The following is a 24,222-nucleotide window of genomic DNA, read 5'->3' on the forward strand; positions in this document are numbered from 1 at the left end:
CCCTATGTGCCCCGTGTTGATTTAAACCTGCCAAAAGATCATGGCTATTCAAACGAACAGAACGGGAGAAGACATAAACCGATTAATCAGCCTCGCCCATCTCCCGTTCGGTGTCGCGCTTTGCGGAGCAAAGGCTCCGCACCATCGCTTACTTCTTGTCGTCGTCTTTTACTTCTTCAAACTCAGCATCTACGACGTCATCACTCGCGTCTTTGGGCTCAGCGTCAGACTCAGCACCTTGCGCTTGAGCGGCCTGCTCGGCATACATCTTCTCTGCCAAGCCACCAGAAGCTTCCGTCAGCTTTTTGGTTGCCGCATCGATGGCTTCAACGTCGTCACCTTTAATGGCTTCGTCCACTTCGGTCAGCGCTGACTCAATAGCCGCCTTCTCGTCGTCAGAGGCTTTATCCCCTGCCTCTTCCAAGGTTTTACGCGTCGCATTTGCCAAGCCTTCGGCTGTGTTTCGTGCGGTAACCAATGCTTCAAACTGTTTATCCGCTTCAGCATTCGCTTCGGCATCACGAACCATCTTCTCGATTTCGCCCTCATCCAAACCACTGGATGCGGTGATGCGAATAGACTGCTCTTTGCCAGTTGCCTTGTCTTTGGCCGACACATGCAAGATGCCGTTGGCGTCGATATCGAAGGTCACTTCAATTTGTGGCAAGCCCCGTGGCGAAGGTGGAATATCTGCCAGGTCAAAACGACCCAGTGACTTATTCGCTGACGCCTGCTTGCGCTCACCCTGAACAACGTGAATGGTCACCGCAGTCTGGTTGTCTTCTGCCGTTGAAAACACCTGAGATTTCTTGGTAGGAATCGTGGTGTTTTTCTCAATCAGCGGCGTTGCCACGCCGCCCATGGTTTCAATACCCAAGGTCAGTGGCGTCACGTCCAACAGCAATACGTCTTTTACATCGCCAGACAATACCGCACCCTGCAGAGCCGCACCCATGGCAACCGCTTCATCGGGGTTAACATCTTTACGAGGCTCTTTGCCAAAGAACTCAGAAACCTTGGCTTGCACCATTGGCATCCGGGTCTGACCACCCACCAAAATCACTTCATCAATTTCGCTGGCAGACAAATTGGCGTCTTTCAAGGCTACCTTCATCGGCTCGAGTGAACGCTTAACCAGCTCCTCAACAAGCGATTCCAGCTTGGCGCGGCTCAACTTCACCACCAAGTGTTTAGGGCCCGTCGCATCGGCCGTAATATAAGGCAGGTTCACCTCAGTTTGCTGACTGGAAGACAACTCGATCTTAGCCTTCTCAGCCGCTTCTTTCAGACGCTGCACTGCCAAGGAATCGCCTTTCAGGTCGATACCGTTTTCTTTCTTAAACTCTTCCGCCAGATAATCAATCAGGCGCATATCAAAGTCTTCACCACCTAGGAAGGTGTCACCGTTGGTCGACAGCACTTCAAACTGGTGCTCGCCATCCACTTCGGCAATTTCAATAATAGAAATATCGAAGGTACCACCACCCAAGTCATATACCGCAACCGTGCGATCACCTTTGGCCTTGTCCATGCCGTAAGCCAAGGCTGCAGCGGTGGGCTCGTTAATGATGCGCTTTACTTCCAGACCCGCAATACGGCCAGCATCTTTCGTCGCCTGACGCTGAGAGTCATTAAAGTAAGCAGGCACAGTGATAACGGCCTCGGTAACTTTCTCACCCAGATAGTCTTCAGCGGTTTTCTTCATTTTCTTCAGCACTTCAGCTGAAATCTGCGGGGGGGCCATTTTCTCGCCCTTCACTTCAACCCACGCATCGCCGTTGTCCGCTTTGCAGATGCCATAAGGCACCATTTTGATATCTTTTTGAACAACATCGTCTTCAAAGCGGCGGCCAATCAGGCGCTTAACCGCATACAGCGTGTTGTTAGGGTTAGTCACTGCCTGGCGCTTGGCGCTTTGACCAACCAGAATTTCGTTGTCATCTGTGTAAGCAACAATAGAAGGCGTCGTCCGAGTACCTTCTGCATTCTCGATAACCTTAACCTTGTCACCGTCCATCACGGCAACACAGGAATTGGTCGTTCCTAAGTCAATACCAATGATTTTAGCCATGTTCGTTCTCCGCTTTTCTCATTCGCCGCTGTCGGCGTAAAAACTGTCTTGTTGCTAGATATTGGCCCGTTTCGCCAAACTTCAAGTCTGATCGGGCCGCTAATTCAAAAAAATCTGCTTTAGGGGGCCTTAGCCACCACCACCATCGCCGCTCTCAGCAAGCGACCATTGAGGGTGTAACCTTTCTGCATCACTTCGATAACAGTATTGGGCTCAGCATCAGGGCTGGGCACCATTGCCATCGCTTGGTGATATTCAGGATTAAAAGGCTCGCCAGTCGGGTCAACCGCCTCAACATTATGTTTTGCCAACGCATCGGTTAATCCCTTTAAGGTCAGATCAACCCCTTCCAGCATCGGCTTTAGGTCGTCATTGCTCCGATCCGCAGATGAAAGCGCTCGATCCAAGTTATCCACCACCGTCAGCATGTCACCGGCAAATTTCTCAAGGGCAAACTTCTTGGCATTTTCGGCATCTTTCTCTGCCCGACGCCGAGCATTTTGCGCTTCAGCAGCGGCGCGCAGCGCCTGCTCTTTCGCGTCTGCCGCTTCTTGTTTAGCGGCCTCCAGCTGCGCCTCAAGGCTCAACTCTTCGTTGGATTCCACGGCCTCTTCCGGGGCCTCTGGCTCAAGTTGAGCTTCGTCTTCAATTGGGTTTTTGTCTTGCTCCTCAGCCACGCTACATTCTCCATTAAGGGCAAAAAAATAGCGGCGATAGTGCCGCGATGATTGAAATATGGGGTTAACCCTCTTCTTTTCAAGGCAAGCGCAGATAATTTTCATTGAAGCCGGACGAAGGACTTGTCGACAGGCATAAAAATACTGTACAAATATACAGACAAGTACCAAACGCAATGATTAACCCATCACCACTATTCAGGTTGCGCCATATGCTGACCCATCTGAGCATCAGTAACTACGCTATTACCGAGCGGTTAGAAATTGAACTAAACAAAGGTATGACTGTACTGACCGGCGAAACCGGCGCAGGTAAGTCGATTATGCTCGATGCCCTGGGCCTGGCGCTGGGTGACCGGGCAGATAGCAGTATTGTCCGCACTGGGGCAGATCGGGCAGATATTCACGCCACCTTTGATATCAGCAACATTCCAGCTGCGAAGCAGTGGCTAGAACAACGCGAGCTGATCAGCGGCGACGACTGCCTGCTGCGCCGAGTCATCACCAGCGAGGGACGCTCCCGAGGCTTCATTAATGGCCAGCCAAGCACCCTGCAAGACATGCGAGAATTGGGCGGCCGGCTCATCGACATTCACAGCCAACACGCCCACCAATCGCTGCTAAAAAAACCTTATCAACGCCGCTTGCTGGATGCCTTTTCCCAATCAAGCCAGCTCTGCGACAGCGCGCATCAACATTATCTTGAATACCAGAGCGTCAGCAAAACCCTGGACAAACTAGAAAACCAGCAGGCCGAGCACCACGCCCAAGAACAACTGCTACGCTACCAGCTCGACGAGCTTGAGCGGCTGGGACTGCACACCGGCGAAGTTGAAGAACTGGAATCCCTCCAACAGCAGCTGGCCAATGCCGAGCAAATTCTCAGCGCCAACCACCACAGCTTGGCGCTGTGTAAAGAAGGCGAGGTCAATGCACTGGGAGTCATACACCAAGCCTTGTCATCACTGCAAAGCGGCGATTATCAACACCCCGCACAAGCCAACGCTTCGCAATTACTGGAAACCGCAAAAATTCAAATTGAAGAAGCGGCAAGGGAGCTGCAACAGGTTATTGATGCCACCGAAGTCGACCCCGGCCGACTACAAGAAGTCGAAGAACGACTGGACAGCATTTACCAAACCGCCCGCAAACACAAAATCCAGCCTGAAGAACTGATCGCGCTACAGCAAAACCTCAGCGAGCAGCTCGACGGACTCGACGCCAGCGATGAAAAACTCGATCAGCTGCGCAAACAGCGAGACCAAGCCTTACGCGACTACCAGAAGACGGCATCAGCTCTCAGCGACAAACGCGCCAAAGGCGCTGCCAAAATGAAAAAAGAAGTTGAAAAACAGCTTTCTGCACTGGCCATGAAGCACTGCCAGTTGGAGCTAGCGTTATCCACCTTAGAGAAAGACCAAGCCCACCCCTACGGCCAAGAAGAAGTCGAAATTCTGCTGAGCACGAACCCCGGCGCACCCAAAGGGCCTCTCAACAAAATTGCCTCTGGTGGCGAATTGTCTCGAATCAGCCTGGCCATCCAAGTGGTGACCGCTCAAGTTGCCGCCGTCCCTACCGTGGTTTTTGACGAAGTAGATGTCGGTATCGGCGGCGCCACGGCAGAAGTCGTCGGCCAGCTACTGAACACCCTAGGCACCCGCAGCCAAGTTTTATGCGTAACGCACCAAGCCCAGGTTGCCAGTCAGGGCGACCACCATATTCGCGTACAAAAAGTGGGGGACAGCAAAAAGCTGCGCACTGAGCTTAGTCACTTGAGCAGTGATGAAAAAATCGAGGAAATAGCCAGAATGCTCGGTGGTATTGCCATTACCGAAAACACCCTGGCCCATGCCAAAGAAATGCTGGGTACCCAACACTAACAACAGGCACCCGATACAGCCAAAGAAAAGCCGCATTGACTGCGGCCTTCAACAATAACAGCAATATTAAACAGAAAATTTTGCGGAGAGCTTACTTTGCCTTGGGGCGCACATAGAGAACCAGACTGTGATCAACCAGCTCAAAGCCATGCTCTTTTACCAGCTCCTTCTGTCGCCGCTCAATAACTTCGTCATAAAACTCAACGACTGTACCGGTTTCCATGCAAACAATATGATCGTGATGTTCGCCTTTTGCCAACTCAAAAACCGAATGCCCCGCTTCAAAATTGTGGCGCACCACCAGTCCCGCGGCTTCAAATTGAGTTAACACACGATAGACCGTGGCCAAACCAACATCTTCACCCGACTCCATCAAAGCCCGATAAACATCCTCGGCACTAAAGTGCTGAGTCTCGGTCTCAGCTTGCTCAAGCAACTGCAAAATCTTGACCCGAGGCAGTGTCACCTTTAAACCGGCTTTACGTAGCTCCTGATTTTCTAGTGACATGTAGACTGACCTTCGCGTTGAGATTGAGAATGCGCTATTATCCACGCCTCTGCACGTGATTGGAACCCTGAAGAAATGCTAAGACGTTTTGCCATAACAAGCCTATTGATAACTCTTGGCGCTTGTAGCTCCTTTGAGTTTCCCGGCGCGTATAAACTGGCCATTGACCAAGGCAACATTATTACTGGTGAAATGGTGTCACAACTGGAAGTTGGCATGAGCCGCAGCCAAGTTGAATACGTACTGGGAACACCGTTAATTCGCGACACGTTCTCGCCAAACCGTTGGGACTATTTGTATACCCTTGACGAGCGAGAAGGCAAAGTGGACCGCAATCAACTCAGCGTATTCTTTGAGAATGACCGGGTCGCCCGCTTTGATACCAACGTTAAACCCGAAGATGAAAAGCCGCCAGCAAAAGCACCAGAAGAACTGCTAGAAGATGCAGAAGACGCTGCTGACGACGCCGAAGAATAAGACTTATTTCTGAGCCTGGGCTTTTTCGGCTTTGACTCGTGCTGCTCGCTGCTTGCGAACCTCCTTGGGGTCGGCAATCAGCGGGCGGTAAATCTCTACCCTGTCTCCGTCTTCAACCAGCTGCTGCTCTGGCTTAGTCACGACCTTGCCAAACACGCCCAAGTCTGCCGACTCAATATCCAACTCCGGAAACTGATTCTGCAAGCCAGCGCGCCTGGCGGCATCTCTTACCGTACACGCTTCGTTTAGCTCAAGCGCGACAATACGCTGCCGGTCAGGTAGCGCATAGGCCACCTCAACATGAAGGGTTTTATTGTCCATGTAACTCCTTAGCCCTTTTCACAACCGCATCTACTAAATTATTTGCCACCGAATTAAACAGCTGTTTAGTCGCGGCACCAACCAATTTCCCCGCCAGCGAAAAACGTAACTGCAGGGTCACTTTACAGGCAGCCTCACTTAGCGGTAATAACAGCCACTCGCCCTCTAGGCTATCGAAGGGACCATCAAGCAACTTCAAACCAACCCGACGGGGCGGTTCCAGGGTATTGAGGGTGGTAAAGCTCAAACGGATACCCGCCCGGGCCAAATCCAGCCTGGCCTCCATCATATCTTCATCTTGACGAAGCACTTCAGCGCCAGTGCAGCCATCCATAAACTCAGGGTAAGCCTTCACGTCATTGATCAAATTGTAGATCAGGTCCGCAGGGTACGGCAGCAATGCACTACGGCGGATTTCTGTCATTTGCGATTCCTCAAGCCACTCGCTGATAAAGGCCGACCACTAACACGGCCAGTAATGCTGGCGGCGCAATATACCGCAACAAAGCCTGCCATAGCCAAAAAAAGCCATTATCCAACCAGTGATCTCGCACACCGTAAACCCGCTTTGGCACTCGCCATGCGGCAAACATGACAAAACAAAAGCCACACAATGGCAGCAAAATATGGGCTGCCACAATGTCTAGATATTCCATAAAACTCAGCGACGCCCATTGCAGCTCGCTGTCTGGCGCCAGAGAACTGATAGAGATATCGCCCAACAGCAACAGCACGCTACCAGCGCACAGAGCTGCCGCCCAACGACTCAGGCGCCAACGCTCAACCAAATAAGCCACCGACGGCTCCAACAGGGCCACCACCGTCGTCAGCGCGAGAATGGACAGCATTAAATACGTGGCAACACCAAAAATATCGCCAAAGGCAAGATTCACAAACGTGTAGGGCAAGCTAATAAACAGCAATGAGGGCCCTGGACCGGCAACGATATGCTGGTCCAGCACTAGCGCTAATACCGCAAATCCCCCCAGCAGCATCAGTGCAGTATCTAAAAACGCTAACGAAAAAAGCTGTCTTGAGACGGAACGGCCCGAAGGAAAATACGCGCCATACGCCATTAATGCACCGGTGGCGATACTCAAGGTATAAAAAGACTGCCGGAGCGCCGAAAATACCCCCTGCCAACCAAAGTCATCCCAACGGAAATCAAACAGCCAGCTTAATGCGCCGGCAAAATCCCCCAAGCTATAGGCGTAATACACCACAAATAACAAGGCAATAATCATCACCGGCAGCAAAACCCGCAGCGCCACGGCCATGCCTCGAATCACGCTCAAAGAAGACAGGGCCACCGCAGCAGCAATAAACACTCGCTGCCAAAAGCGCATTTGCTCTGGCGAGCTCATTAACATTTGAAATTCGTCGGCGACGGTTTCTAAACTGGCAGCGGCCATATGCTCGGCGGGAAGTTTAGGGATATACGCCAACAACCAGCCAGCAACCACGCTGTAATTAGCCGCCAACAACAGTGCCGCCACCGCAGCCATTTGCGGCAACAAGACCCAGTGGCGACTGGCCTTGGCAAAATGCACCAGCTGGTCGACCGAGTGAACCGGGTTAGCCCGCCCCCGCACAGCAATGCGCACTTCCGCCACCGCCACCGGCAACATAACCAAAAGTAAAAATCCGCAATATGCCAATAAATACAGACCACCGCCGTACTCGCCCATTTCAAATGGCGTTCGCCAATAGTCCCCCAGCCCCATGGCCAATGCCGTGGCTGCCGCGAGAAAAGTCCAACGGCTGGACCAAATTCCTTGTACCTTGCGTTTTTTCAATGCCATGGGGTGGCAAAATCCTTTCTTTGAAGCAGCGGTCTTTTTACCTGAGCCCACTCGCTTTTGCCAGCCAAGCAACAACATCTATACTCCGCACTGCCGCCCATCTCAATCAAGCGAAGGAAGCTAACTCAACAATCCTGGGCATTTTGACTGGCAATCTGGGCCAATTGACGCTTTTTCTGCCACTCTTTGCATGCAAAGAGTGTTAAGCGATGCATCTAGCCTTATAATCGCCAGCATGAGTAAAAAGAAACCTAATGCATCAAGCGGCACTATCGCCCTAAACAAACGCGCGCGACACGACTACAGCATCAGCGACCGCTACGAAGCTGGCGTGTCCCTGCAAGGCTGGGAAGTAAAAAGCCTGCGAGAAAGCAAAGTGCAAATCACTGACACTTACGTGGTGTTAAAAGATGATGAAGCTTTTTTGATCGGCATGAATATAAGCCCTCTGCTTAGCGCGTCGACCCACTTTGTCACTGACCCCATTCGCACCCGCAAGCTGCTGCTGCACCGCAAAGAGCTGGACAAGCTGTTTGAAGCCACCCAGCAAAAAGGCTACACCTGCGTGTGCACCGCACTGTACTGGAAGAAGCATCTCATTAAAGCAGAGATAGGACTGGCCAAAGGCAAAAAGGACCACGACAAACGGGAAACCGAAAAATCCCGGGACTGGGACCGACAGAAGCAGCGCTTGCTGCGCCAAAATAACGCCTAACGTCAGCGCCACTATGCTATGAAAACTCTCTACCTGTTACGACACGCAAAATCCGACTGGAACGGCGACAAAAAGCTCGATGATGCGCAGCGACCGCTAAGCAAACGCGGCAAACGTGATTGCCAACTCATCGCCAATGAACTTGAACAGCAAAAACGCCGCTTCAATAAGGTTTACTGTAGTTCTGCCATCAGAGCCAGAGAAACCCTGGCTCGATTTCAAGCAGAGTCTTCCGTGTTTGACGATGCTGACATCAATATTCAAGACGAGCTGTATACCTTTGATGCATCCGCACTGCTAAACACCCTCAAAGAGCTCCCCCAAGAACAAGACAATGCCGTTGTGATTGGCCACAATCCCGCTATGGCCGAACTCGCCGAGCAACTGTGCGACGGCAGCATTGGCCACGTCGGCACCGCAACATTTATAGAACTTCACGCCAACGTAGAATACTGGGATCAACTTCGAGGAGACTGCGCCAAGCTTGTCGAGATTTTACGGCCCAAGTATTTTCGCTAATCATTTGACTCACCAACCGTACTGCAAGGACGCCTTGACCACATGGACCCACATCCGGCCCTCAAAAATATTCGCATTGTTCACGACGTCTTAGTACTAAAAAAAAGCCACAAGCTCATTCGCCGGATGCAGCGCATACTGCCAGAACCAGAAATTCACGGTTATCAAGTGTGGGATTCGTCCTTTCTTATTATGGATTACTTACTACAAAACCCGCCCAAACGCGGTAGTAAAATCACCGAGATCGGCAGCGGCTGGGGCATTCTCAGCGTGTTTTGCGCACAGGAATTTGGCGCCAAGGTAACGGCGGTAGATGCTGACCAGCACGTATTTCCCTTTCTCGACGCCCATGCCACCCTCAATGACGTGAAGGTAAAAACCAAAACGGCGCTGTATCAAGAACTGACCAGCAAAGACCTTAAGGGCCAGAAACTCCTGCTGGGGGGGGACATCTGCTTTTGGGATAAATTAGTAAAACCGCTGTATTCGGTGATCGAAACCGCCGTCGCCCAAAAAGTCGGCACCATTATTATTGCCGACCCCGGCCGCTCACCCTTTCATAGGCTGGCGAAAAAATGCATTAAAAATTTTGATGCGGAGTTAATAGACTGGTCGGTTAGCCACCCTAAATCAGGCAGCGGCGAGCTATTAATTATCAAGGGAAAAGGCTAAAGGCCGCAGCGCTCACACCACAGCCTCTATATTGCCAATTTCAATTTTACTTCAACAGCACTTCGGGTGGCTGCTCGCAGTTTAGCTTCATGCCCAGCTCCGCCTCGATGGCTGGCAATAAAAACGCATCGTCTTCACAGGCAAAGCTGATCGAGGTACCCAACGCGCCAGCGCGACCGGTACGACCAATACGGTGAACATAATCTTCGGGTTCTTCTGGCAACGCGTAATTCACCACATGGCTCACGCCGTCAACATGAATCCCTCTGCCAGCAACATCTGTCGCCACCAAACAGGTGATATCACCATCTTTAAATTGCTGCAGGGTACGTGAGCGTTTATTTTGGGGAATCTCGCCAGATAATATACCGCAGCGAATGCCCGACTTTTGCAGTCGCTCAAACAAACGGCGGGTTTCATCCCGACGGTTGGCGAAAATAATCACCGATTTCACGTCATCTTGACGAATAATATTGCGCAGTAATTTGAGCTTGTCTTGGGACTCCACCAAATACACTTTTTGATCCACGGTATCGGTTGCTACCGATTCGGGTTCAATTTCGACGTGTACAGGGTCAAGTGTCCACTGTTCTGTAAGGCGCAAAATATCGTCAGTAAAGGTGGCACTGAACAGCAAGGTTTGGCGATGGGTCTTTTGGGGGGTGGCGCGCACAATTCGCTTTACTTGGGGAATAAAGCCCATATCCAGCATACGGTCCGCTTCATCAATTACCAGCAACTCAACCTGATCAAGATATAAGTCCCGGCGATTTTCAAAGTCCAACAAACGCCCCGGTGTCGCCACCACGATATCCACTAAATTAGCCGACAAGCGATCCAGCTGTTTTTGGTAGTCCATGCCGCCAATCAAGGTCACCACACTCAAACCACAGTGCTTACCCAGCTGCCGGGCATCTTCGCCAATTTGAACAACCAACTCACGGGTCGGCGCAATAATCAAAGCCCGGGGCTCACCTGCAAAGCGCTCCTCTTCAATAGGGTTGTTCAATAGATCGTTAAAGATGGTCAGCAAGAAAGCTGCCGTTTTACCGGTACCTGTCTGCGCCTTACCAATAACATCGTTTCCACGCAAGGTATGGGGTAATGACGCCGCCTGAATAGGGGAGCAGTATTGAAAACCCGCATCAGCAATGCCATGCAAAAGCCGCTCATCCAAACCCAAATCGTGAAAGCGCGTGCGACCCGCTTCTTTGGGCACGGAAAACTGATCAATACTCCACTCGGAATCGGTGGGCTCGGACTTGCTGCGGCCGCGACGACCGCGCTGACCAGATGGCTTAGCGTTTGAACGCGCGCCCGACTCTTGCGCGTCAAAGGCCGTTTGTTCGGACTGGGGTTGTTCTTGGTCTGCTTGTTTGCTCGACAAAATACCGCTCTACTTAATTGCTCAATAATCGCGCATTCTACCACCAACCGGTGGTAGAGATACCAGCGCTATTCATCGAGGAGCGTTCTGAGCGACGTTTTGAATAGCCTAGACTGACCCAAATTCAGCTTGTTGCTGGCTCCGGTTTGCGTTTTAAAGCCGCCCGGCCTCGCTTATCCAGGCAGTAATCAACGCTAAACCAACGCCCACCACCACTAAAAAACAAGCTCAACAACATAATAAAGTAGGTCGCGGCAAACTCGATGCCGTTATTCAAAATAACAAAACTGCCCTTTTCTGTTAGCCAATCATAATGACCATGTTCTTTAAGCAAGGAACGACCCATTTCCAGCCGCCGTCCGACTTCAACACTGTTATTTAAACTCTCTTTTGCCGCCGGAATACCCAGCGCGGCCACGGGTTTGGCAGCGCTGGTCGCCGGTTGCGACGGGGCAATGGCAAACCAACCGTTTTCCCAATGCACCGCAAAAATCGCCACTAACATTGCTACCATTAACGGCACACTGGCCCAGCGAACCGCCAAACCAAACAGCAGCAAGAAACCACCAATTAATTCAGAGTAGCTTGCCAGCAAGGCCATTACCTCTGGATAAGGCAAGCCCAAGCCGGTATCAAACCACGCAGTGGTGGATTCGAGGTTTTGCAGTTTGTACATACCCGCAGCAATCATCACTGGCGCCAAATACAATCTCATTAACAACGGCGCGAGGCCGCTAAGCTTGCCCAAAAAACCGAACACGCCATCGTGAACAAAATAATATCCTTTATAAAGGACACGCATAGTCATTCCCCACTTTGTTTATTGTTATCTAGAACACGCTGATAGCGCTAATGCTGGGCGCTACATACCGGGCAAGACGGATCCTTTGCTAAGCCCAGTTCGCGAATTTGCATATTAATCCCATCGATCAACAGCAATCGCCCACACAAACTGACACCCATCCCGGTAATACATTTAATCGCCTCTAGCGCCTGCATGCTACCAATCATGCCAACAATGGGCGCCAGAACACCGCTATCTGAACAATTTAATGCTGAATCATCAATATCTTGATACAGGCAGCGATAGCAAGGCGAATCCTCCCGCCGAAAATCAAACACGGTGAGCTGCCCTTCAGTTCGGATGGCTGCACCCGACACCAATGGCTTCGCCATTTTGAAACAAGCCTGATTTAAGGCAAAACGCGTGGTGATATTATCCGTGGCATCCACCACGAGATCGACGTCGGCGACCGCTTGCAGCAAACCCTGCCCCTCTAAACGTTGATCCAGGCAGTGGGTGTGAATATCTGGGTTAAGCGCATGAATCCGCTTGGCGGCAGAAGCCACCTTGGACACCCCAATAGAGCCACTGTCATGAATCACCTGCCGCTGCAGATTACTCAACTCGACAACATCGTCATCAGCCAGATGCAGGCTGCCCACCCCCGCCGAGGCTAAATACAAGGCAACAGGCGAACCCAAGCCACCCATACCAACAATCAACACCTTGCTGGCAAGAAGCATTTCCTGGCCGGCCACATCGACTTCTGGTAGCAATATATGTCGGCTGTATCGTAATAGCTGCTGATCATCCATCGGCTTTCACCCCCCAGCTAACCCGGTCCTGCCCCGCAAGATCCTTTAAAGTAGACACCGACAAAAATCCCGCTGACAGCAATATCTGACGAACGGCATCGCCCTGCCTGTAACCATGCTCTAGCAGCATTGCGCCACCGCTATTGAGATATGCGCCAGATTCAGCAACGATCCTGCGGATATCACGCAAGCCATCCTCACCCGATACCAACGCTGAACGGGGTTCAAAACGCACATCGCCCTGGGCAAGGTGAGGGTCGTTCTCTTCAATATAGGGTGGATTGCTGACGATAAGATCGTATTTATCCCCGACCGTCAGATTCGCGTACCAGTTCGATTGCATAAATTTCACATTGGCCAAGCCCAGTTTTTGGCGGTTTTCTTCTGCCAGTGCAACCGCCTCCGTCACACAATCACAGCCCACTACCGACCACTGGGGCAATTCACTGGCCAAGGCCAAGGCAATGGCGCCACTACCGGTACCCAAATCCAATATCTTTCCCGACCTGCGCGATTGAGCAAAATGTAACGCCTGCTCGACAAGGCATTCTGTGTCGGGCCGGGGAATTAAACTGGCAGGTGATACCTTTAAATTCAACGACCAAAACTCTCGCTGACCAATAATATGTGCCACCGGTTCGCCTGATGCGCGGCGGTCTAGAAAATCGAAATAAAGTGCTACCTCACCCGCAGTCAGTGTCCGTTCAGACCAGGCATAGAGGTAGCTTTTTGGCTTGGCTAAAACAGCACACAACAACAACGCCGCATCCAGCCCAGCCGAGTCACTGACCTCCACCAACCGACGCTGATAAGCCAATGCCTGCTGAATACTAAGACCATCTAAGGGCCCTGCCATCAAGACCCCGCCAATTCGGACAACAAGTCGGCTTGATATTCTTGACGCAGTGGCTGAACCACCTGCCCCACGTCACCACCCATCACTTCATCTAATTTATATAGCGTGAGATTAATCCGATGATCAGTCACCCGACCCTGGGGGAAATTATAAGTACGGATGCGCTCAGAACGATCACCGCTACCCACCAAATTCCGGCGCTGATCCGCCTGCGCTTGTTGCTGTTCACTGTTGCGGGCGTCATTTAACCGCGCCGACAATAACGACAATGCTCTGGCGCGATTTTTATGCTGAGAGCGCTCGTCCTGACACTCAACCACCAAGCCACTGGGAATATGGGTAATACGAATCGCCGAGTCGGTTTTGTTTACGTGCTGCCCCCCTGCGCCGCTGGCTCTAAAGGTATCAATACGCAAGTCACCTTTATTGATTTCAATCTCTTCTTCGTTCTCAGGTTCTGGCATCACCGCGACAGTGCAAGCTGAGGTGTGAATACGGCCTTGAGACTCGGTCTCTGGCACCCGCTGAACACGATGAGCACCAGACTCAAATTTCAAATGGCCAAACACGTCCTTACCCGCAACCCGGCTAATAATTTCTTTATAGCCACCGTGCTCACCTTGGCGCTCGTTTAATACTTCAATTTTCCAGCCCTGATTTTCCGCATAGCGGCTATACATACGGAACAAATCACCCGCAAAAATCGCCGCTTCGTCGCCACCCGTACCCGCACGAATTTCTAAAAAAACGTTGTGCGAATCATTGGGGTCTTTGGGCAACAACAAAGTTTGCAGCTCTAGCTCCATGCTCTCCAACTGCTCTTTAGCACTGGCCAATTCTTCTTCTGCCATTTCCCGCATGTCCGGATCGTCTTCTTCTAGCATGGCGGCAGCTTCAGCCATGTCATCATTGACCTGACGATAACGAGAATACGCCGTCACCACATCTTCAAGCTCGGCATATTCTTTAGACAAATTGCGAAACCGTTCTTGGTCGGCAATAATTTCAGCATCGCTAAGCAATGCCGACACTTCTTCATAACGGTCGAGCAAATTGTCTAATTTGCTGACGATAGATGCTTTCATAATGTCTCGCTTGTTTAGCTGGTCATGCCAGCTAGGAATCAGAATCTTTCAATTGAAATAATTCGCGGGCCCAACTAATCAAGTCGGTGCGGCCTTTGGCCCCCGCTTCTTTGAGCTGAGTGGTAGGACTGTGTAACAGCTTATTGGTTAAACCTCTGGCCAGCTGCTCTAATACCGCCTCGGCAGTGTCACCCTTAGCAAGTTGGCGCAACGCCCTTTCCAACTCGGCATCGCGTAATTGCTCCGCCTTGGCCCGATAATCTTTAACGGTGCTAATGGCATCCTGGGCTCGCAATTGCACATCCCAGTCTGCTGCCGCAGCAATAATAATATCGTCAGCTCTAATCGCCTCATGCTCTCGGGCGCGCTTATTTTCATCAACGATTTGGCGTAAATCATCCACCGTATAAAGGTAGACGTCAGACAAGTCAGCCACTTGAGGCTCGATATCTCTCGGCACGGCAATATCCACCATCACAATAGGACGATGCTTGCGTTTTTTCAGCGCCATTTCCACCGCGCCTTTACCAAGAATCGGCAATTGACTGGCAGTGGACGAGACAAGAATATCTGCGTCGAGCAGATACTGGGGAATATCAGCGAGCATTACCGCCTCGGCTCCCAATTCCTGAGCCAGATGCCGGGCGCGATCAAGGGTTCGGTTGGCTATAATAATCCGCTTAACCCCTTTTTCTTTTAAATGTCGGGCTACCAGCTCAATCGTCTCACCCGCGCCAATTAACAGGGCCGTGCACTGACTCAGCTTAGAGAAAACATGCTGGGTTAAACTGACCGCAGCGTAGGCCACCGAGACCGGATTTTCACCAATAGCCGTGTCCGTTCGCACTCGTTTGGCTGTAGAAAATACCTGAGAGAACACCCGGTGCAAGGCCGCATTGGCCGTACCCGCCTCAACCGCTTGAGCGTAAGCGGACTTCATTTGACCCAAAATTTGCGGCTCACCGAGCACCATCGAGTCCAAGCCTACCGCGACTCGCATCATATGACTGAGTGCTTCCCGCGCCTGAAAGCAATAGCTGCACTGTCGTAAGTCAGCGACGGCAATATGATGGAAATCGGCCAACCACTGCAGCAACGCGTCATCCGCAGCCCCGTCAATATCGCCATCTGCTACAACATATAGCTCGGTGCGATTACAGGTCGACAGTATCGCCAGCTCGGCAACACCCTGCTGACCGAGTGCAGCCCCTAACGCCGCCCCCATCTGCTCAGGCACGAATGCCACGCGCTCGCGCAATTCGACAGAGGCCGAATTATGATTGATGCCGATCACTAGCAGATTCATGAAACCCCGGGCCGCTTGCCGCCCCTCAAATAGGACTCGTCAAAAATAGCGAGCAATTCTAGCAAGATGACGCTGAAATGTGGATTTTATTCCTACTCTCCCGGCACTTTCGCTAAATTTAGCATCCAATACTGTACAAAAACCGGGGCGCGATTTATCACCGCCAGGCATACCACTTAGAGGCCTGCCTAGCTTGCTCAAGCCGTGCTACCATGCCCCTTTCATCCTGAGTCGTGACACACCAATGCGCTTTGCTTTTATCACTATTCCCGCAGGCCTGCTGTTTTTGGCCGCCTGCAGCGCCATAAGCCCCGCACCTGAAAGCGAAGAGGGCGTTCAAGCCTCACCTCAGCCCGCTCAAGAAAAAAGCGTAACCCGGCCATTTCCAGAAGACACCTTTATCGACTTACTGGTGGCCGAGTTTTCCATGCGACGCCTCGATTTTGAAACCGCACTGGACAACTACGCTTACCAAGCCAAGCAAACCAATGACAAAGGCGTCGTCTCTACCGCCGCCCGACTGGCTCAATACCTTGACCGCGAAGACGAAGCACTCAATCTAGCTCAACAATGGGTAGCGTTAGAACCCGACAATGCCGAAGCCTTGTTTGCACTCTCTTCCGCTCTCACTAAAAATGCCCAACCTGTCGCCGCGCTAAACTATATGCGCCGGGTACTGGACCAAGGTGGCGAAGCCAATTTTGCCGCACTGGCAGCCAGCGCCTTATCGCTACCGGAAGACGAACAACAAACGTTTATTACGCAAATAGACGCGCTCCGCAAAGAGCATCCCAACGATGCCTCTCTTAAAATTGCCAAATCACTACTACTGCAATACCAAGAAGAGGAAGAGCAGGCACTCAGTCTCATTCGCGAAGTGCTGGACGAAGAACCCGATAACGCCCACGCCTTGCTGATTGAAACCCGCACCCTCGCACAAATGGGCAACACCGAAGAAGCCCAAGAACGCCTGCGCTACGCCGTCGACCAAAACCCGGCAAACAAACGGCTCCGCCACGACCTGGCCCGAAGCCTAGTTAACAACAAACTCTATGAAGCAAAAGCGCAATACCAGGTTCTGGTCAAACAAAACCCCAACGACGACGACCTGCTACTGGAGCTAATGCTAATCAACCGTGAGCTGGACAACACCACAGAAGCAGCCAGCCAACTCGAAGAGCTACAAGACAACACCCGCAACAGCAGCCGTGTAAATTATATTCTCGGCAGAATCGCCGAAGAAGAGCAACAATGGTTAAACGCCATCAAGCACTACCAGCAAGCCACCGGGCCACGGGAGTTTGACCTGGCCATTCGTCGCATCGCGGCAATCAGCATGGCCACTGAAGGCAACGACAACGCCCTAAATAGAATGGCGTCGCTACGGCAGGAACATCCCCAAAAAGCCGAAGACCTCTACCTCCTATCAGCCGAAATCTTACGCAAGTCAGCTCAATTTCAAGAGGGTTTTGCCTTACTAAGTACGGCGATTAACCAACACCCAAATAATGTCGATCTTCGCTATAGCCGCTCATTGTTTGCTGAAAATCTCGGCAAAATTGATATTGTCGAACAGGATTTGCTCAAAATCATTAGCGACGACCCTGACAATGCCGCCGCACTCAACGCCCTGGGCTACACACTCGCCAACCGCACTGATCGCCTGGATGAAGCCGAGGCATTCATAAAAAAGGCCATTGACCTTAAGCCCGATGACGCCGCCATCATCGATAGCTACGGCTGGGTACTTTTTCTAAAGGGCGAGGTTGAGGATGCCGTTGTCATCCTTGAGCGCGCCTTCGCCAAAAGCCAAGACCACGAAATTGCAGCCCATTTTGGCGAAGCCCTATGGCACAGCGGCAAAGAAGCCGAAGCAAAAGAAGTCTTTAAACGCGGCTTGGAAAACACGCCCAACAGCAGCATTATCATGGACACCCTACAGCGACTGCAGCTATTAAATGAAGAGTAAGCTATTTAAGTACTACACCGTTTTGCTAATCAGCTGGCTAGCAACTGCCTGCGCGGTAGCACCAAGCACGCCCCCCGCCAGCGATGCCGAGCAGTGGCAACTCTCTGGAAAAATCGGGGTTTGGTATGGCGAGGAAAAAGAAAGTGCCAGCATCGATTGGCAACATTGCGACAGCAGCCACAGTCGCATTCGTCTCAGCGGACCACTCGGCAGCGGCGCTATGGAAATTAGCCAACGTCCCAATGAAGTCGTGCTCACCCAAGGTAATACCACCCGCCGCGCGGCCAGCGCAGAGCAGCTCGCCATGGACGCAGGCTGGCCCATTCCCGTTGCGGCACTAAGCTACTGGGCCAGAGGACAAGCCGCACCCGGCGCCGCACAGCAAAGCCAAATCAGCCCCGCTGGCCAGCTTCTACAGCTGAACCAAGAAAATTGGCTTATCAATTTTAGATACCGAGAAAACGCCGAACTACCCAGCCGCATAGAAGCCACCACTGCCCAACAAAAAGTGGTATTAATTGTCCGCCAATGGAATGCAGCACCCTCCTACTGCCAAGCTCCCACGACCTAAGGACATAACCATCCAAGCCATGCTCAATAGCCTTAACCTGCCCTGCCCTGCCAAAATTAATTTATTTCTGCGCATCACCGGCCGTAGAGCGGACGGCTACCATCTACTGCAGACCCTGTTTCAACTATTGGACTTCGGCGACACGCTGACACTGCAAAATCGCAATGACGGTCAACTCAAGCTCCTGACCCCCATTCATGGCGTGGCCGACGAAGACAATTTGATTATTCGCGCCGCTCGCGCAATCCAGCAACGCAGCGGCAGCACCCAAGGCGCAGATATCAGCATTAGTAAAAAACTGCCCATGGGCGGCGGTATCGGTGGCGGCAGTTCAAACGCCGCATCCACCCTAATAGGCCTCAACGCACTGTGGAACACCAAGCTTACCTTGACAGAGCTAAGCGAACTCGGCCTCAAGCTTGGTGCCGATGTCCCGGTATTTGTACAAGGACAAACGGCCTGGGCCGAAGGCGTTGGCGAACAACTTCAAGCCGTAAAAACCCCAGAACGCTGGTTTGTGGTGATAAAACCCCCCTGTGAAGTTTCCACTGCAGAAATTTTTTCCCATCAACAATTGACACGCCACGACTCTCCCATCAAAATAGCGGCCTTTCTTGAGGGGGGGTCCCCTAACAGTTGTGAACCACTGGTTCGAAAACTGTATCCAGAAGTTGATAAGGCCTTGATTTGGTTGAATCAATTCTCCCCCGCAAAGTTAACAGGAACCGGCGCTTGCATCTTTGCGAGCTTTGCAGATCAAGCAAGTGCCGAAGCAGTTTTCGCTCAGCGCTCACCACAGCTAAGCGGATTTGTCGCTCGCGGAGTGCAACGCTCTCCTTTACACGAGCAACTGCAAATAGACTAAAGTTTATTGGGGTGTCGCCAAGCGGCAAGGCACTGGGTTTTGATCTCAGCATTCGCAGGTTCGAATCCTGCCACCCCAGCCATATAGATGTGCTGGATTTATTTCGCAGCACTATGTTGGGAAGGACTTAAAAGTCTGACCGGCAGGAGTCGAACCCAGGTTCGATAAACGCAATCGCGTTTAGGCGTCACATTTTTATGTGACGGGGCAACGCCCCAAGAGCCAAAGGCTCGCAGCCTATCCTGCCACCCCAGCCATATAAATGTGCTGGACTTGTTTCGCAGCACTATGTTGGGAAGGACTTAAAAGTCTGACCGGCAGGAGTCGAACCCAGGTTCGATAAACGCAATCGCGTTTAGGCGTCACATTTTTATGTGACGGGGCAGCGCCCCAAGAGCCAAAGGCTCGCAGCCTATCCTGCCACCCCAGCCATATAAATGTGCTGGACTTGTTTCGCAGCACTATGTTGGGAAGGACTTAAAAGTCTGACCGGCAGGAGTCGAACCCAGGTTCGATAAACGCAATCGCGTTTAAGCGTCACATTTTTATGTGACGGGGCAGCGCCCCAAGAGCCAAAGGCTCGCAGCTGATCCTGCCACCCCAGCCATATAGATGTGCTGGACTTGTTTCGCAGCACTATGCTGGGAAGGACTTAAAAGTCTGACCGGCAGGAGTCGAACCCAGGTTCGATAAACGCAATCGCGTTTAGGCGTCACATTTTTATGTGACGGGGCAACGCCCCAAGAGCCAAAGGCTCGCAGCTCATCCTGCCCCCAGCCACATAAGAAGGCGTCATAAAAAGTTTTGTGGCGCCACGCTGAAAAGGCCGCTCAGCCTGATCAGCAATTGAGAAAGACCGCAAGGTTTGCCAGAAAGCGAGTCTACACTTGCTTGCTCTCCGGCCCTCAGCAAATTTCGTAATTGGCGATACCTGCCGGAAAAACTGCAATGGCCAGGGTCGGGCAGCAATCCCCAACACCCTTTCATCGTCAGACCGGCAAGGCGTGTTTCTTCGCTAAACTTTGACACTACAAGCCTGACAGGATTTCACTGTGTCTAAAATGATGGTCTTCACCGGCAACGCTAACCTTCAGTTAGCCACAAAAGTTGTCGAGCACCTCAACCTTCCCCTTGGCGATGCCATTGTCAGCAAATTCAGCGACGGCGAAGTGTTTGTTGAGATTAATGAAAACGTTCGCGGTGCAGATGTCTTTTTACTGCAATCCACTTGCGCACCTACCAACGACAACCTAATGGAATTGGTTGTCATGGCCGACGCCATGCGCCGCGCCTCAGCTGGTCGCATTACTGCAGTGGTTCCCTATTTTGGCTACTCCCGCCAAGACCGCCGAGTCCGCTCTTCACGGGTACCTATTTCAGCCAAAGTCGTCGCAGATATTCTTAGTGGTGTCGGTATCGACCGGGTTTTAACCGTAGACCTACACGCCGAACAGATTCAAGGATTTTTCGGTGTGCCAGTAGATAACATCTATGGCTCACCTGTTCTACTGGATGACATCTCTCGTCAATCTTACGAAAACCTGATTGTCGTCTCTCCAGACATCGGCGGGGTTGTTAGAGCTCGAGCCGTCGCCAAGCAATTAGACGATGCCGACCTGGCCATTATTGATAAGCGCCGCCCCCAAGCTGGCGTTGCCCAGGTCATGCATATCATCGGCGAAGTCCGCGGCAAAACCTGCATTTTGGTAGACGACATGGTGGATACGGCAGGCACATTGTGCAAAGCGGCCACCGCATTGAAAGAGCATGGCGCAGCAAAGGTTGTCGCCTACTGTACACATCCTGTATTATCCGGGCCCGCTATTGACAACCTCAGTAGCTCCGAGCTTGACGAGCTAGTCGTCACTGACACCATTCCATTGTCAGAGGCCGCTATCAAGTCCGGTAAAATTCGCCAGCTAACCCTGGCAACACTGTTGGCCGAGTCCATGCGACGGGTCAGCAATGAAGAGTCGATCAGCGCACTGTTTCGCTAGCATCGCTAGCCAGTCGCCTTCGACATACTGCCGCTGCACTGGTCGCGAGTGCAGCGGTTTTTCGCTTTTATAGGAGGACAACATATGTCCAGCGAATACGTAGTTAACGCCAAAGGGCGTACAGATGTAGGGAAAGGTGCGAGCCGCCGCCTACGTCGCGAAGCCTCTGAAGTACCTGCCATTATTTATGGCGGCGAAAAAGCTCCGCAAATGATCAGCATCCCTCACAAAGATCTGGTTTGGTTTTTGAGCGAAGAAGCTTTCTTCACCTCCGTCCTGACATTAAATGTTGATGGCACTCAAGAATCTGTCGTCCTTAAAGATTTGCACCGTCATCCTGCCAAACTGCAACTTTTGCACGCTGACTTTATGCGAGTGAACGCCAGCACCAAGATCACTATGCAAGTGCCCCTGCACTACATGAACGAAGACACCTGTGTCGGCGTTAAAATGCAAGGCGGCATCATCACTCACGCAGCCAACGAAGTTGAAATCGAGTGCCTGCCAAAAGACCTGCCCGAGTACATCGAAGTCGATATGAAAGACGTCGAAACAGGTCAAACGCTGCACCTTTCTGACCTGAAGCTACCAGAAGGCGTTGAGTCTATTGCCTTGGCACTGGGCGAAGATCACGACCAGGCCATCGCCAGCGTACAAGTACCACGCGGCGGTAGCGACAGTGAAGAAAACGATGACAACGCAGCCGAAGCCGACGAAAGCGGCGACGACAAAGAAGAATCCTGATAGGCCTTTAAGGCTCAGCAGGTACGCCATTGGACTCGATTAAACTGATAGTTGGACTGGCCAACCCCGGCCAACAGTATCAGGATACACGACACAATGCGGGTGCCTGGCTGGTTCAGGCGCTTGCCAGACAGCACAATATTGCGCTGTCTGGTGAAGCACGATTTTTTGGCGACACCGCCCGCATCAACATTGCCGAGCACGATATCAGACTGCTGATTCCCAGCACCTTTATGAATCGCAGCGGCCAAGCTATTGCGGCAATGGCCAACTTCTTCAAAATTCCCATTGAATCCATCTTGGTAGTCCACGACGAACTGGATATCCCTCCGGGCACCGCACGCTTTAAAAAAGGTGGCGGCCACGGTGGTCACAACGGACTCAGGGACAGCATGGCCCAGCTGGGCAACAACGGTGACTTTAAACGGCTACGGATTGGCATTGGCCATCCAGGTAGCGCCGCCCAAGTTACCAACTTTGTTCTTGGCAAGCCCTCACCCGATGAACGCATCAGCATTGAAGCCTGTATAGATGAAGCGCTTAAATGCCTTCCCGACGCGATTAGCGGTGACTGGGGAAAAGCCATGAACCAACTTCACAGCTACAAACAAGGATAAACCCATGGGTTTTAACTGCGGTATTGTCGGCCTCCCTAACGTAGGCAAATCCACTCTGTTTAACGCCCTAACCAAGGCGGGTATCGATGCGGAAAATTTTCCCTTCTGCACCATCGAACCCAACTCCGGGATAGTCGCCGTTCCCGATACGCGCTTAGCTGCCCTGACCGACATTGTAAAACCCGAAAAAGTCATTCCCGCCACCATGGAGTTTGTCGATATCGCCGGACTCGTTGCCGGCGCCTCCAAAGGCGAGGGCTTGGGCAATAAATTTCTGGCCAACATCCGCGAAACCGACGCCATCGCCCATGTCGTACGCTGCTTTGACAACGACAATGTGATTCACGTCGCCAACAAAGTAGACCCCGCCAGCGATATTGACGTTATCAACACCGAACTGGCCCTAGCCGACCTAGACAGCGTTGAGAAGCAACTGCAAAAAGTCAGCCGCACCGCCAAAAGCGGCGACAAAGACGCCGTTGCCATGAAAGCCATTCTAGAAAAACTGGTCGCCCACCTAGATGAAGGCAAACCCGTGCGTTCGCTAAGCCTGGATGACAGCGAACAAAAGCTGGTGGACTCATTACACCTGCTTACCGTCAAGCCCACCATGTACATCGCCAACGTCAATGAAGATGGCTTCGAAGACAATCCTCACCTCGATACCGTTCGACAAATCGCCGAAAGCGAAAACGCCATCGTCGTGCCCATCTGTAACAAGCTGGAATCGGAAATAGCTGAGCTGGACGACGACGAAAAAGGCGACTTCCTGGCCGACCTGGGCATGGAAGAAGCGGGCTTAGACAGAGTTATCCGAGCAGGCTATGAGCTGCTAGGCCTGCAAACCTACTTCACCGCAGGCGTAAAAGAAGTCCGAGCATGGACCATCCCCATCGGCGCCACCGCCCCCCAATCCGCCGGAAAGATTCACACCGACTTTGAAAAAGGCTTTATTCGCGCCGAAGTCATCGCCTATGCAGACTACATAGAATACAAAGGCGAACAAGGCACAAAAGACGCTGGCAAGTGGCGATTAGAAGGAAAAGACTACATCGTCAAAGACGGCGACGTCGTCCACTTCCGCTTCAACGTCTAACAAATACCACTCACACTTGACAAGGCGCCGATAAGTCGTGAAAATGCGCGCCTTCTCAAATTCGAGAACAGCACGGATTAGAGAACAAAATGGCAAGGTAGCTCAGTTGGTTAGAGCACAACACTCATAATGTTGGGGTCGGCGGTTCGAATCCGCCCCTTGCTACCAGATACCAAAAAGGCCACCCCGCAAGGGTGGCCTTTTTGGTATCTGGTGGTCAGGTTCGCTGAGAACCGCCCCAGGTTCGACAAAAATGCACCGCATTTTTAGACGCCAAAGCACAGCGGCGGCGCCCGAAGGGGCCATACCAGGCCAAAGCCTGGCATTGATCAATCCGCAGTTCAATTCCACGGCTCTACAACATTAACGTGGGATGGCACTCATCAAACCCAGTTTATCACACCGTCCTTTGCTCACACCTCGTCATACCGGCCTTGAGCCGGTATCCAGCAAGCTCTACACAAAGAACAACCGCTTAGCGAATACTT

Annotated in this window: 24 protein-coding genes and 2 tRNA genes; 14 read left to right on the plus strand and 12 right to left on the minus strand. The window is 51.9% G+C overall.

Features of this window, described 5'->3' with window-relative positions; all coding sequences use genetic code 11:
* Positions 1-148: 148 nt before the first annotated feature.
* Both dnaK and grpE read right to left on the minus strand, forming a co-directional pair.
* Positions 149-2,071 (minus strand): molecular chaperone DnaK, encoded by a 1,923-nt coding sequence (gene dnaK, locus IMCC21906_RS15465; protein WP_047012914.1) that lies wholly within the window; start codon positions 2,069-2,071, stop codon positions 149-151.
* A 119-nt stretch (positions 2,072-2,190) separates the two neighbouring features.
* Complete coding sequence (grpE, locus tag IMCC21906_RS15470) at positions 2,191-2,748, minus strand: nucleotide exchange factor GrpE (RefSeq protein WP_047012915.1); 558 nt, start codon at positions 2,746-2,748, stop codon at positions 2,191-2,193.
* A 212-nt stretch (positions 2,749-2,960) separates the two neighbouring features.
* On the opposite strand from grpE, the gene recN reads away from it, so the two are divergent.
* A complete protein-coding gene (gene recN, locus IMCC21906_RS15475; RefSeq protein ID WP_047012916.1) occupies positions 2,961-4,628 on the plus strand; it encodes a DNA repair protein RecN in 1,668 nt (555 codons plus the stop codon).
* A gap of 91 nt (positions 4,629-4,719) precedes the next feature.
* On the opposite strand, the gene fur is transcribed toward recN, so the two are convergent.
* Positions 4,720-5,136: a ferric iron uptake transcriptional regulator gene (fur, locus tag IMCC21906_RS15480; protein ID WP_047012917.1), complete on the minus strand. Its 417-nt coding sequence runs from the start codon at positions 5,134-5,136 to the stop codon at positions 4,720-4,722.
* Positions 5,137-5,211: 75 nt separating this feature from the next.
* Between fur and IMCC21906_RS15485 the strand changes: the two genes are divergently transcribed.
* The gene (locus tag IMCC21906_RS15485) at positions 5,212-5,613 is read left to right on the plus strand and encodes an outer membrane protein assembly factor BamE (RefSeq protein ID WP_047012918.1); all 402 of its coding nucleotides are present in this window, start codon (positions 5,212-5,214) and stop codon (positions 5,611-5,613) included.
* A gap of 3 nt (positions 5,614-5,616) precedes the next feature.
* Here IMCC21906_RS15485 and IMCC21906_RS15490 read toward each other — a convergent pair whose 3' ends face one another.
* The 3 genes from IMCC21906_RS15490 to IMCC21906_RS15500 are packed head-to-tail and all read right to left on the minus strand — an operon-like array spanning position 5,617 to position 7,814.
* On the minus strand, positions 5,617-5,934 hold the full coding sequence (locus IMCC21906_RS15490; protein WP_047012919.1) for an RnfH family protein: 318 nt from the start codon (positions 5,932-5,934) through the stop codon (positions 5,617-5,619).
* Positions 5,924-6,358, minus strand: a complete 435-nt coding sequence (locus tag IMCC21906_RS15495; protein ID WP_047012920.1) for a type II toxin-antitoxin system RatA family toxin — start codon at positions 6,356-6,358, stop codon at positions 5,924-5,926. Before IMCC21906_RS15495 ends, IMCC21906_RS15490 begins: the two co-directional genes overlap by 11 nt.
* Positions 6,359-6,368: 10 nt before the next feature.
* Positions 6,369-7,814, minus strand: a complete 1,446-nt coding sequence (locus tag IMCC21906_RS15500) for a sodium-dependent transporter (RefSeq protein WP_052763577.1) — start codon at positions 7,812-7,814, stop codon at positions 6,369-6,371.
* A gap of 157 nt (positions 7,815-7,971) precedes the next feature.
* On the opposite strand from IMCC21906_RS15500, the gene smpB reads away from it, so the two are divergent.
* Genes smpB through IMCC21906_RS15515 form a run of 3 tightly spaced genes read left to right on the plus strand, consistent with a single transcriptional unit; the run spans position 7,972 to position 9,642 of the window.
* Entirely contained in the window at positions 7,972-8,451 is a 480-nt protein-coding gene (smpB, locus tag IMCC21906_RS15505; protein ID WP_047012921.1) for an SsrA-binding protein SmpB, read from the plus strand.
* 18 nt (positions 8,452-8,469) lie between these two features.
* Positions 8,470-8,970, plus strand: coding sequence for a histidine phosphatase family protein (locus IMCC21906_RS15510; protein ID WP_052763578.1), 501 nt, complete (start codon positions 8,470-8,472; stop codon positions 8,968-8,970).
* Positions 8,971-9,012: 42 nt separating this feature from the next.
* Positions 9,013-9,642 (plus strand): methyltransferase, encoded by a 630-nt coding sequence (locus IMCC21906_RS15515; protein ID WP_047012922.1) that lies wholly within the window; start codon positions 9,013-9,015, stop codon positions 9,640-9,642.
* Positions 9,643-9,688: 46 nt separating this feature from the next.
* Here IMCC21906_RS15515 and rhlB read toward each other — a convergent pair whose 3' ends face one another.
* The 6 genes from rhlB to hemA form a co-directional block, all read right to left on the minus strand.
* Entirely contained in the window at positions 9,689-11,029 is a 1,341-nt protein-coding gene (gene rhlB / locus IMCC21906_RS15520) for an ATP-dependent RNA helicase RhlB (protein WP_231580290.1), read from the minus strand.
* 124 nt (positions 11,030-11,153) lie between these two features.
* Positions 11,154-11,831 (minus strand): DoxX family protein, encoded by a 678-nt coding sequence (locus IMCC21906_RS15525; RefSeq protein ID WP_052763579.1) that lies wholly within the window; start codon positions 11,829-11,831, stop codon positions 11,154-11,156.
* A gap of 47 nt (positions 11,832-11,878) precedes the next feature.
* Positions 11,879-12,628 carry a molybdopterin-synthase adenylyltransferase MoeB gene (locus tag IMCC21906_RS15530; RefSeq protein WP_047012924.1) on the minus strand — a complete coding sequence of 250 codons (750 nt, stop codon included), beginning with the start codon at positions 12,626-12,628 and terminating at the stop codon, positions 11,879-11,881.
* Positions 12,621-13,484, minus strand: a complete 864-nt coding sequence (gene prmC, locus IMCC21906_RS15535; RefSeq protein WP_047012925.1) for a peptide chain release factor N(5)-glutamine methyltransferase — start codon at positions 13,482-13,484, stop codon at positions 12,621-12,623. Before prmC ends, IMCC21906_RS15530 begins: the two co-directional genes overlap by 8 nt.
* The gene (gene prfA / locus IMCC21906_RS15540) at positions 13,484-14,569 is read right to left on the minus strand and encodes a peptide chain release factor 1 (protein ID WP_047012926.1); all 1,086 of its coding nucleotides are present in this window, start codon (positions 14,567-14,569) and stop codon (positions 13,484-13,486) included. Before prfA ends, prmC begins: the two co-directional genes overlap by 1 nt.
* Before the next feature lie 31 nt (positions 14,570-14,600).
* Positions 14,601-15,875, minus strand: a complete 1,275-nt coding sequence (gene hemA, locus IMCC21906_RS15545) for a glutamyl-tRNA reductase (protein WP_047012927.1) — start codon at positions 15,873-15,875, stop codon at positions 14,601-14,603.
* Between the two features lie 244 nt (positions 15,876-16,119).
* Here hemA and IMCC21906_RS15550 point away from each other — a divergent pair, with 244 nt between their 5' ends.
* The 9 genes from IMCC21906_RS15550 to IMCC21906_RS15590 all read left to right on the plus strand — a co-directional run bounded on the left by IMCC21906_RS15550 (position 16,120) and on the right by IMCC21906_RS15590 (position 23,902).
* Positions 16,120-17,844, plus strand: coding sequence for a tetratricopeptide repeat protein (locus IMCC21906_RS15550; RefSeq protein WP_047012928.1), 1,725 nt, complete (start codon positions 16,120-16,122; stop codon positions 17,842-17,844).
* Complete coding sequence (gene lolB / locus IMCC21906_RS15555) at positions 17,834-18,415, plus strand: lipoprotein insertase outer membrane protein LolB (RefSeq protein ID WP_047012929.1); 582 nt, start codon at positions 17,834-17,836, stop codon at positions 18,413-18,415. Before IMCC21906_RS15550 ends, lolB begins: the two co-directional genes overlap by 11 nt.
* A 19-nt stretch (positions 18,416-18,434) precedes the next feature.
* Complete coding sequence (gene ispE, locus IMCC21906_RS15560) at positions 18,435-19,280, plus strand: 4-(cytidine 5'-diphospho)-2-C-methyl-D-erythritol kinase (RefSeq protein ID WP_047012930.1); 846 nt, start codon at positions 18,435-18,437, stop codon at positions 19,278-19,280.
* A 7-nt stretch (positions 19,281-19,287) separates the two neighbouring features.
* A tRNA-Gln gene (locus IMCC21906_RS15565) sits at positions 19,288-19,362 on the plus strand.
* Between the two features lie 970 nt (positions 19,363-20,332).
* Positions 20,333-21,277, plus strand: coding sequence for a ribose-phosphate pyrophosphokinase (locus IMCC21906_RS15570; protein ID WP_197085917.1), 945 nt, complete (start codon positions 20,333-20,335; stop codon positions 21,275-21,277).
* An 84-nt stretch (positions 21,278-21,361) separates the two neighbouring features.
* Entirely contained in the window at positions 21,362-22,021 is a 660-nt protein-coding gene (locus IMCC21906_RS15575) for a 50S ribosomal protein L25/general stress protein Ctc (RefSeq protein WP_047012931.1), read from the plus strand.
* A 29-nt stretch (positions 22,022-22,050) separates the two neighbouring features.
* The gene (gene pth / locus IMCC21906_RS15580; RefSeq protein WP_047012932.1) at positions 22,051-22,638 is read left to right on the plus strand and encodes an aminoacyl-tRNA hydrolase; all 588 of its coding nucleotides are present in this window, start codon (positions 22,051-22,053) and stop codon (positions 22,636-22,638) included.
* Between the two features lie 4 nt (positions 22,639-22,642).
* Positions 22,643-23,734 carry a redox-regulated ATPase YchF gene (gene ychF, locus IMCC21906_RS15585; protein WP_047012933.1) on the plus strand — a complete coding sequence of 364 codons (1,092 nt, stop codon included), beginning with the start codon at positions 22,643-22,645 and terminating at the stop codon, positions 23,732-23,734.
* Between the two features lie 91 nt (positions 23,735-23,825).
* A tRNA-Met gene (locus IMCC21906_RS15590) sits at positions 23,826-23,902 on the plus strand.
* Positions 23,903-24,222 lie beyond the last annotated feature (320 nt).

The organism is Spongiibacter sp. IMCC21906, assembly GCF_001010805.1.
Classification (GTDB): domain Bacteria; phylum Pseudomonadota; class Gammaproteobacteria; order Pseudomonadales; family Spongiibacteraceae; genus Spongiibacter.

Coding starts and splice junctions, on each gene's coding strand:
- IMCC21906_RS15515 (WP_047012922.1), top strand. CDS start 9,013: ATGGACCCACATCCGGCCCTCAAAAATATTCGCATTGTTCACGACGTC.
- IMCC21906_RS15525 (WP_052763579.1), bottom strand. CDS start 11,831: ATGCGTGTCCTTTATAAAGGATATTATTTTGTTCACGATGGCGTGTTC.
- IMCC21906_RS15490 (WP_047012919.1), bottom strand. CDS start 5,934: ATGGACAATAAAACCCTTCATGTTGAGGTGGCCTATGCGCTACCTGAC.
- IMCC21906_RS15495 (WP_047012920.1), bottom strand. CDS start 6,358: ATGACAGAAATCCGCCGTAGTGCATTGCTGCCGTACCCTGCGGACCTG.
- smpB (WP_047012921.1), top strand. CDS start 7,972: ATGAGTAAAAAGAAACCTAATGCATCAAGCGGCACTATCGCCCTAAAC.
- fur (WP_047012917.1), bottom strand. CDS start 5,136: ATGTCACTAGAAAATCAGGAGCTACGTAAAGCCGGTTTAAAGGTGACA.
- lolB (WP_047012929.1), top strand. CDS start 17,834: ATGAAGAGTAAGCTATTTAAGTACTACACCGTTTTGCTAATCAGCTGG.
- IMCC21906_RS15500 (WP_052763577.1), bottom strand. CDS start 7,814: ATGTTGTTGCTTGGCTGGCAAAAGCGAGTGGGCTCAGGTAAAAAGACC.
- ispE (WP_047012930.1), top strand. CDS start 18,435: ATGCTCAATAGCCTTAACCTGCCCTGCCCTGCCAAAATTAATTTATTT.
- dnaK (WP_047012914.1), bottom strand. CDS start 2,071: ATGGCTAAAATCATTGGTATTGACTTAGGAACGACCAATTCCTGTGTT.
- IMCC21906_RS15510 (WP_052763578.1), top strand. CDS start 8,470: ATGAAAACTCTCTACCTGTTACGACACGCAAAATCCGACTGGAACGGC.
- recN (WP_047012916.1), top strand. CDS start 2,961: ATGCTGACCCATCTGAGCATCAGTAACTACGCTATTACCGAGCGGTTA.
- hemA (WP_047012927.1), bottom strand. CDS start 15,875: ATGAATCTGCTAGTGATCGGCATCAATCATAATTCGGCCTCTGTCGAA.
- ychF (WP_047012933.1), top strand. CDS start 22,643: ATGGGTTTTAACTGCGGTATTGTCGGCCTCCCTAACGTAGGCAAATCC.
- IMCC21906_RS15530 (WP_047012924.1), bottom strand. CDS start 12,628: ATGGATGATCAGCAGCTATTACGATACAGCCGACATATATTGCTACCA.
- prmC (WP_047012925.1), bottom strand. CDS start 13,484: ATGGCAGGGCCCTTAGATGGTCTTAGTATTCAGCAGGCATTGGCTTAT.
- IMCC21906_RS15550 (WP_047012928.1), top strand. CDS start 16,120: ATGCGCTTTGCTTTTATCACTATTCCCGCAGGCCTGCTGTTTTTGGCC.
- IMCC21906_RS15575 (WP_047012931.1), top strand. CDS start 21,362: ATGTCCAGCGAATACGTAGTTAACGCCAAAGGGCGTACAGATGTAGGG.
- prfA (WP_047012926.1), bottom strand. CDS start 14,569: ATGAAAGCATCTATCGTCAGCAAATTAGACAATTTGCTCGACCGTTAT.
- IMCC21906_RS15485 (WP_047012918.1), top strand. CDS start 5,212: ATGCTAAGACGTTTTGCCATAACAAGCCTATTGATAACTCTTGGCGCT.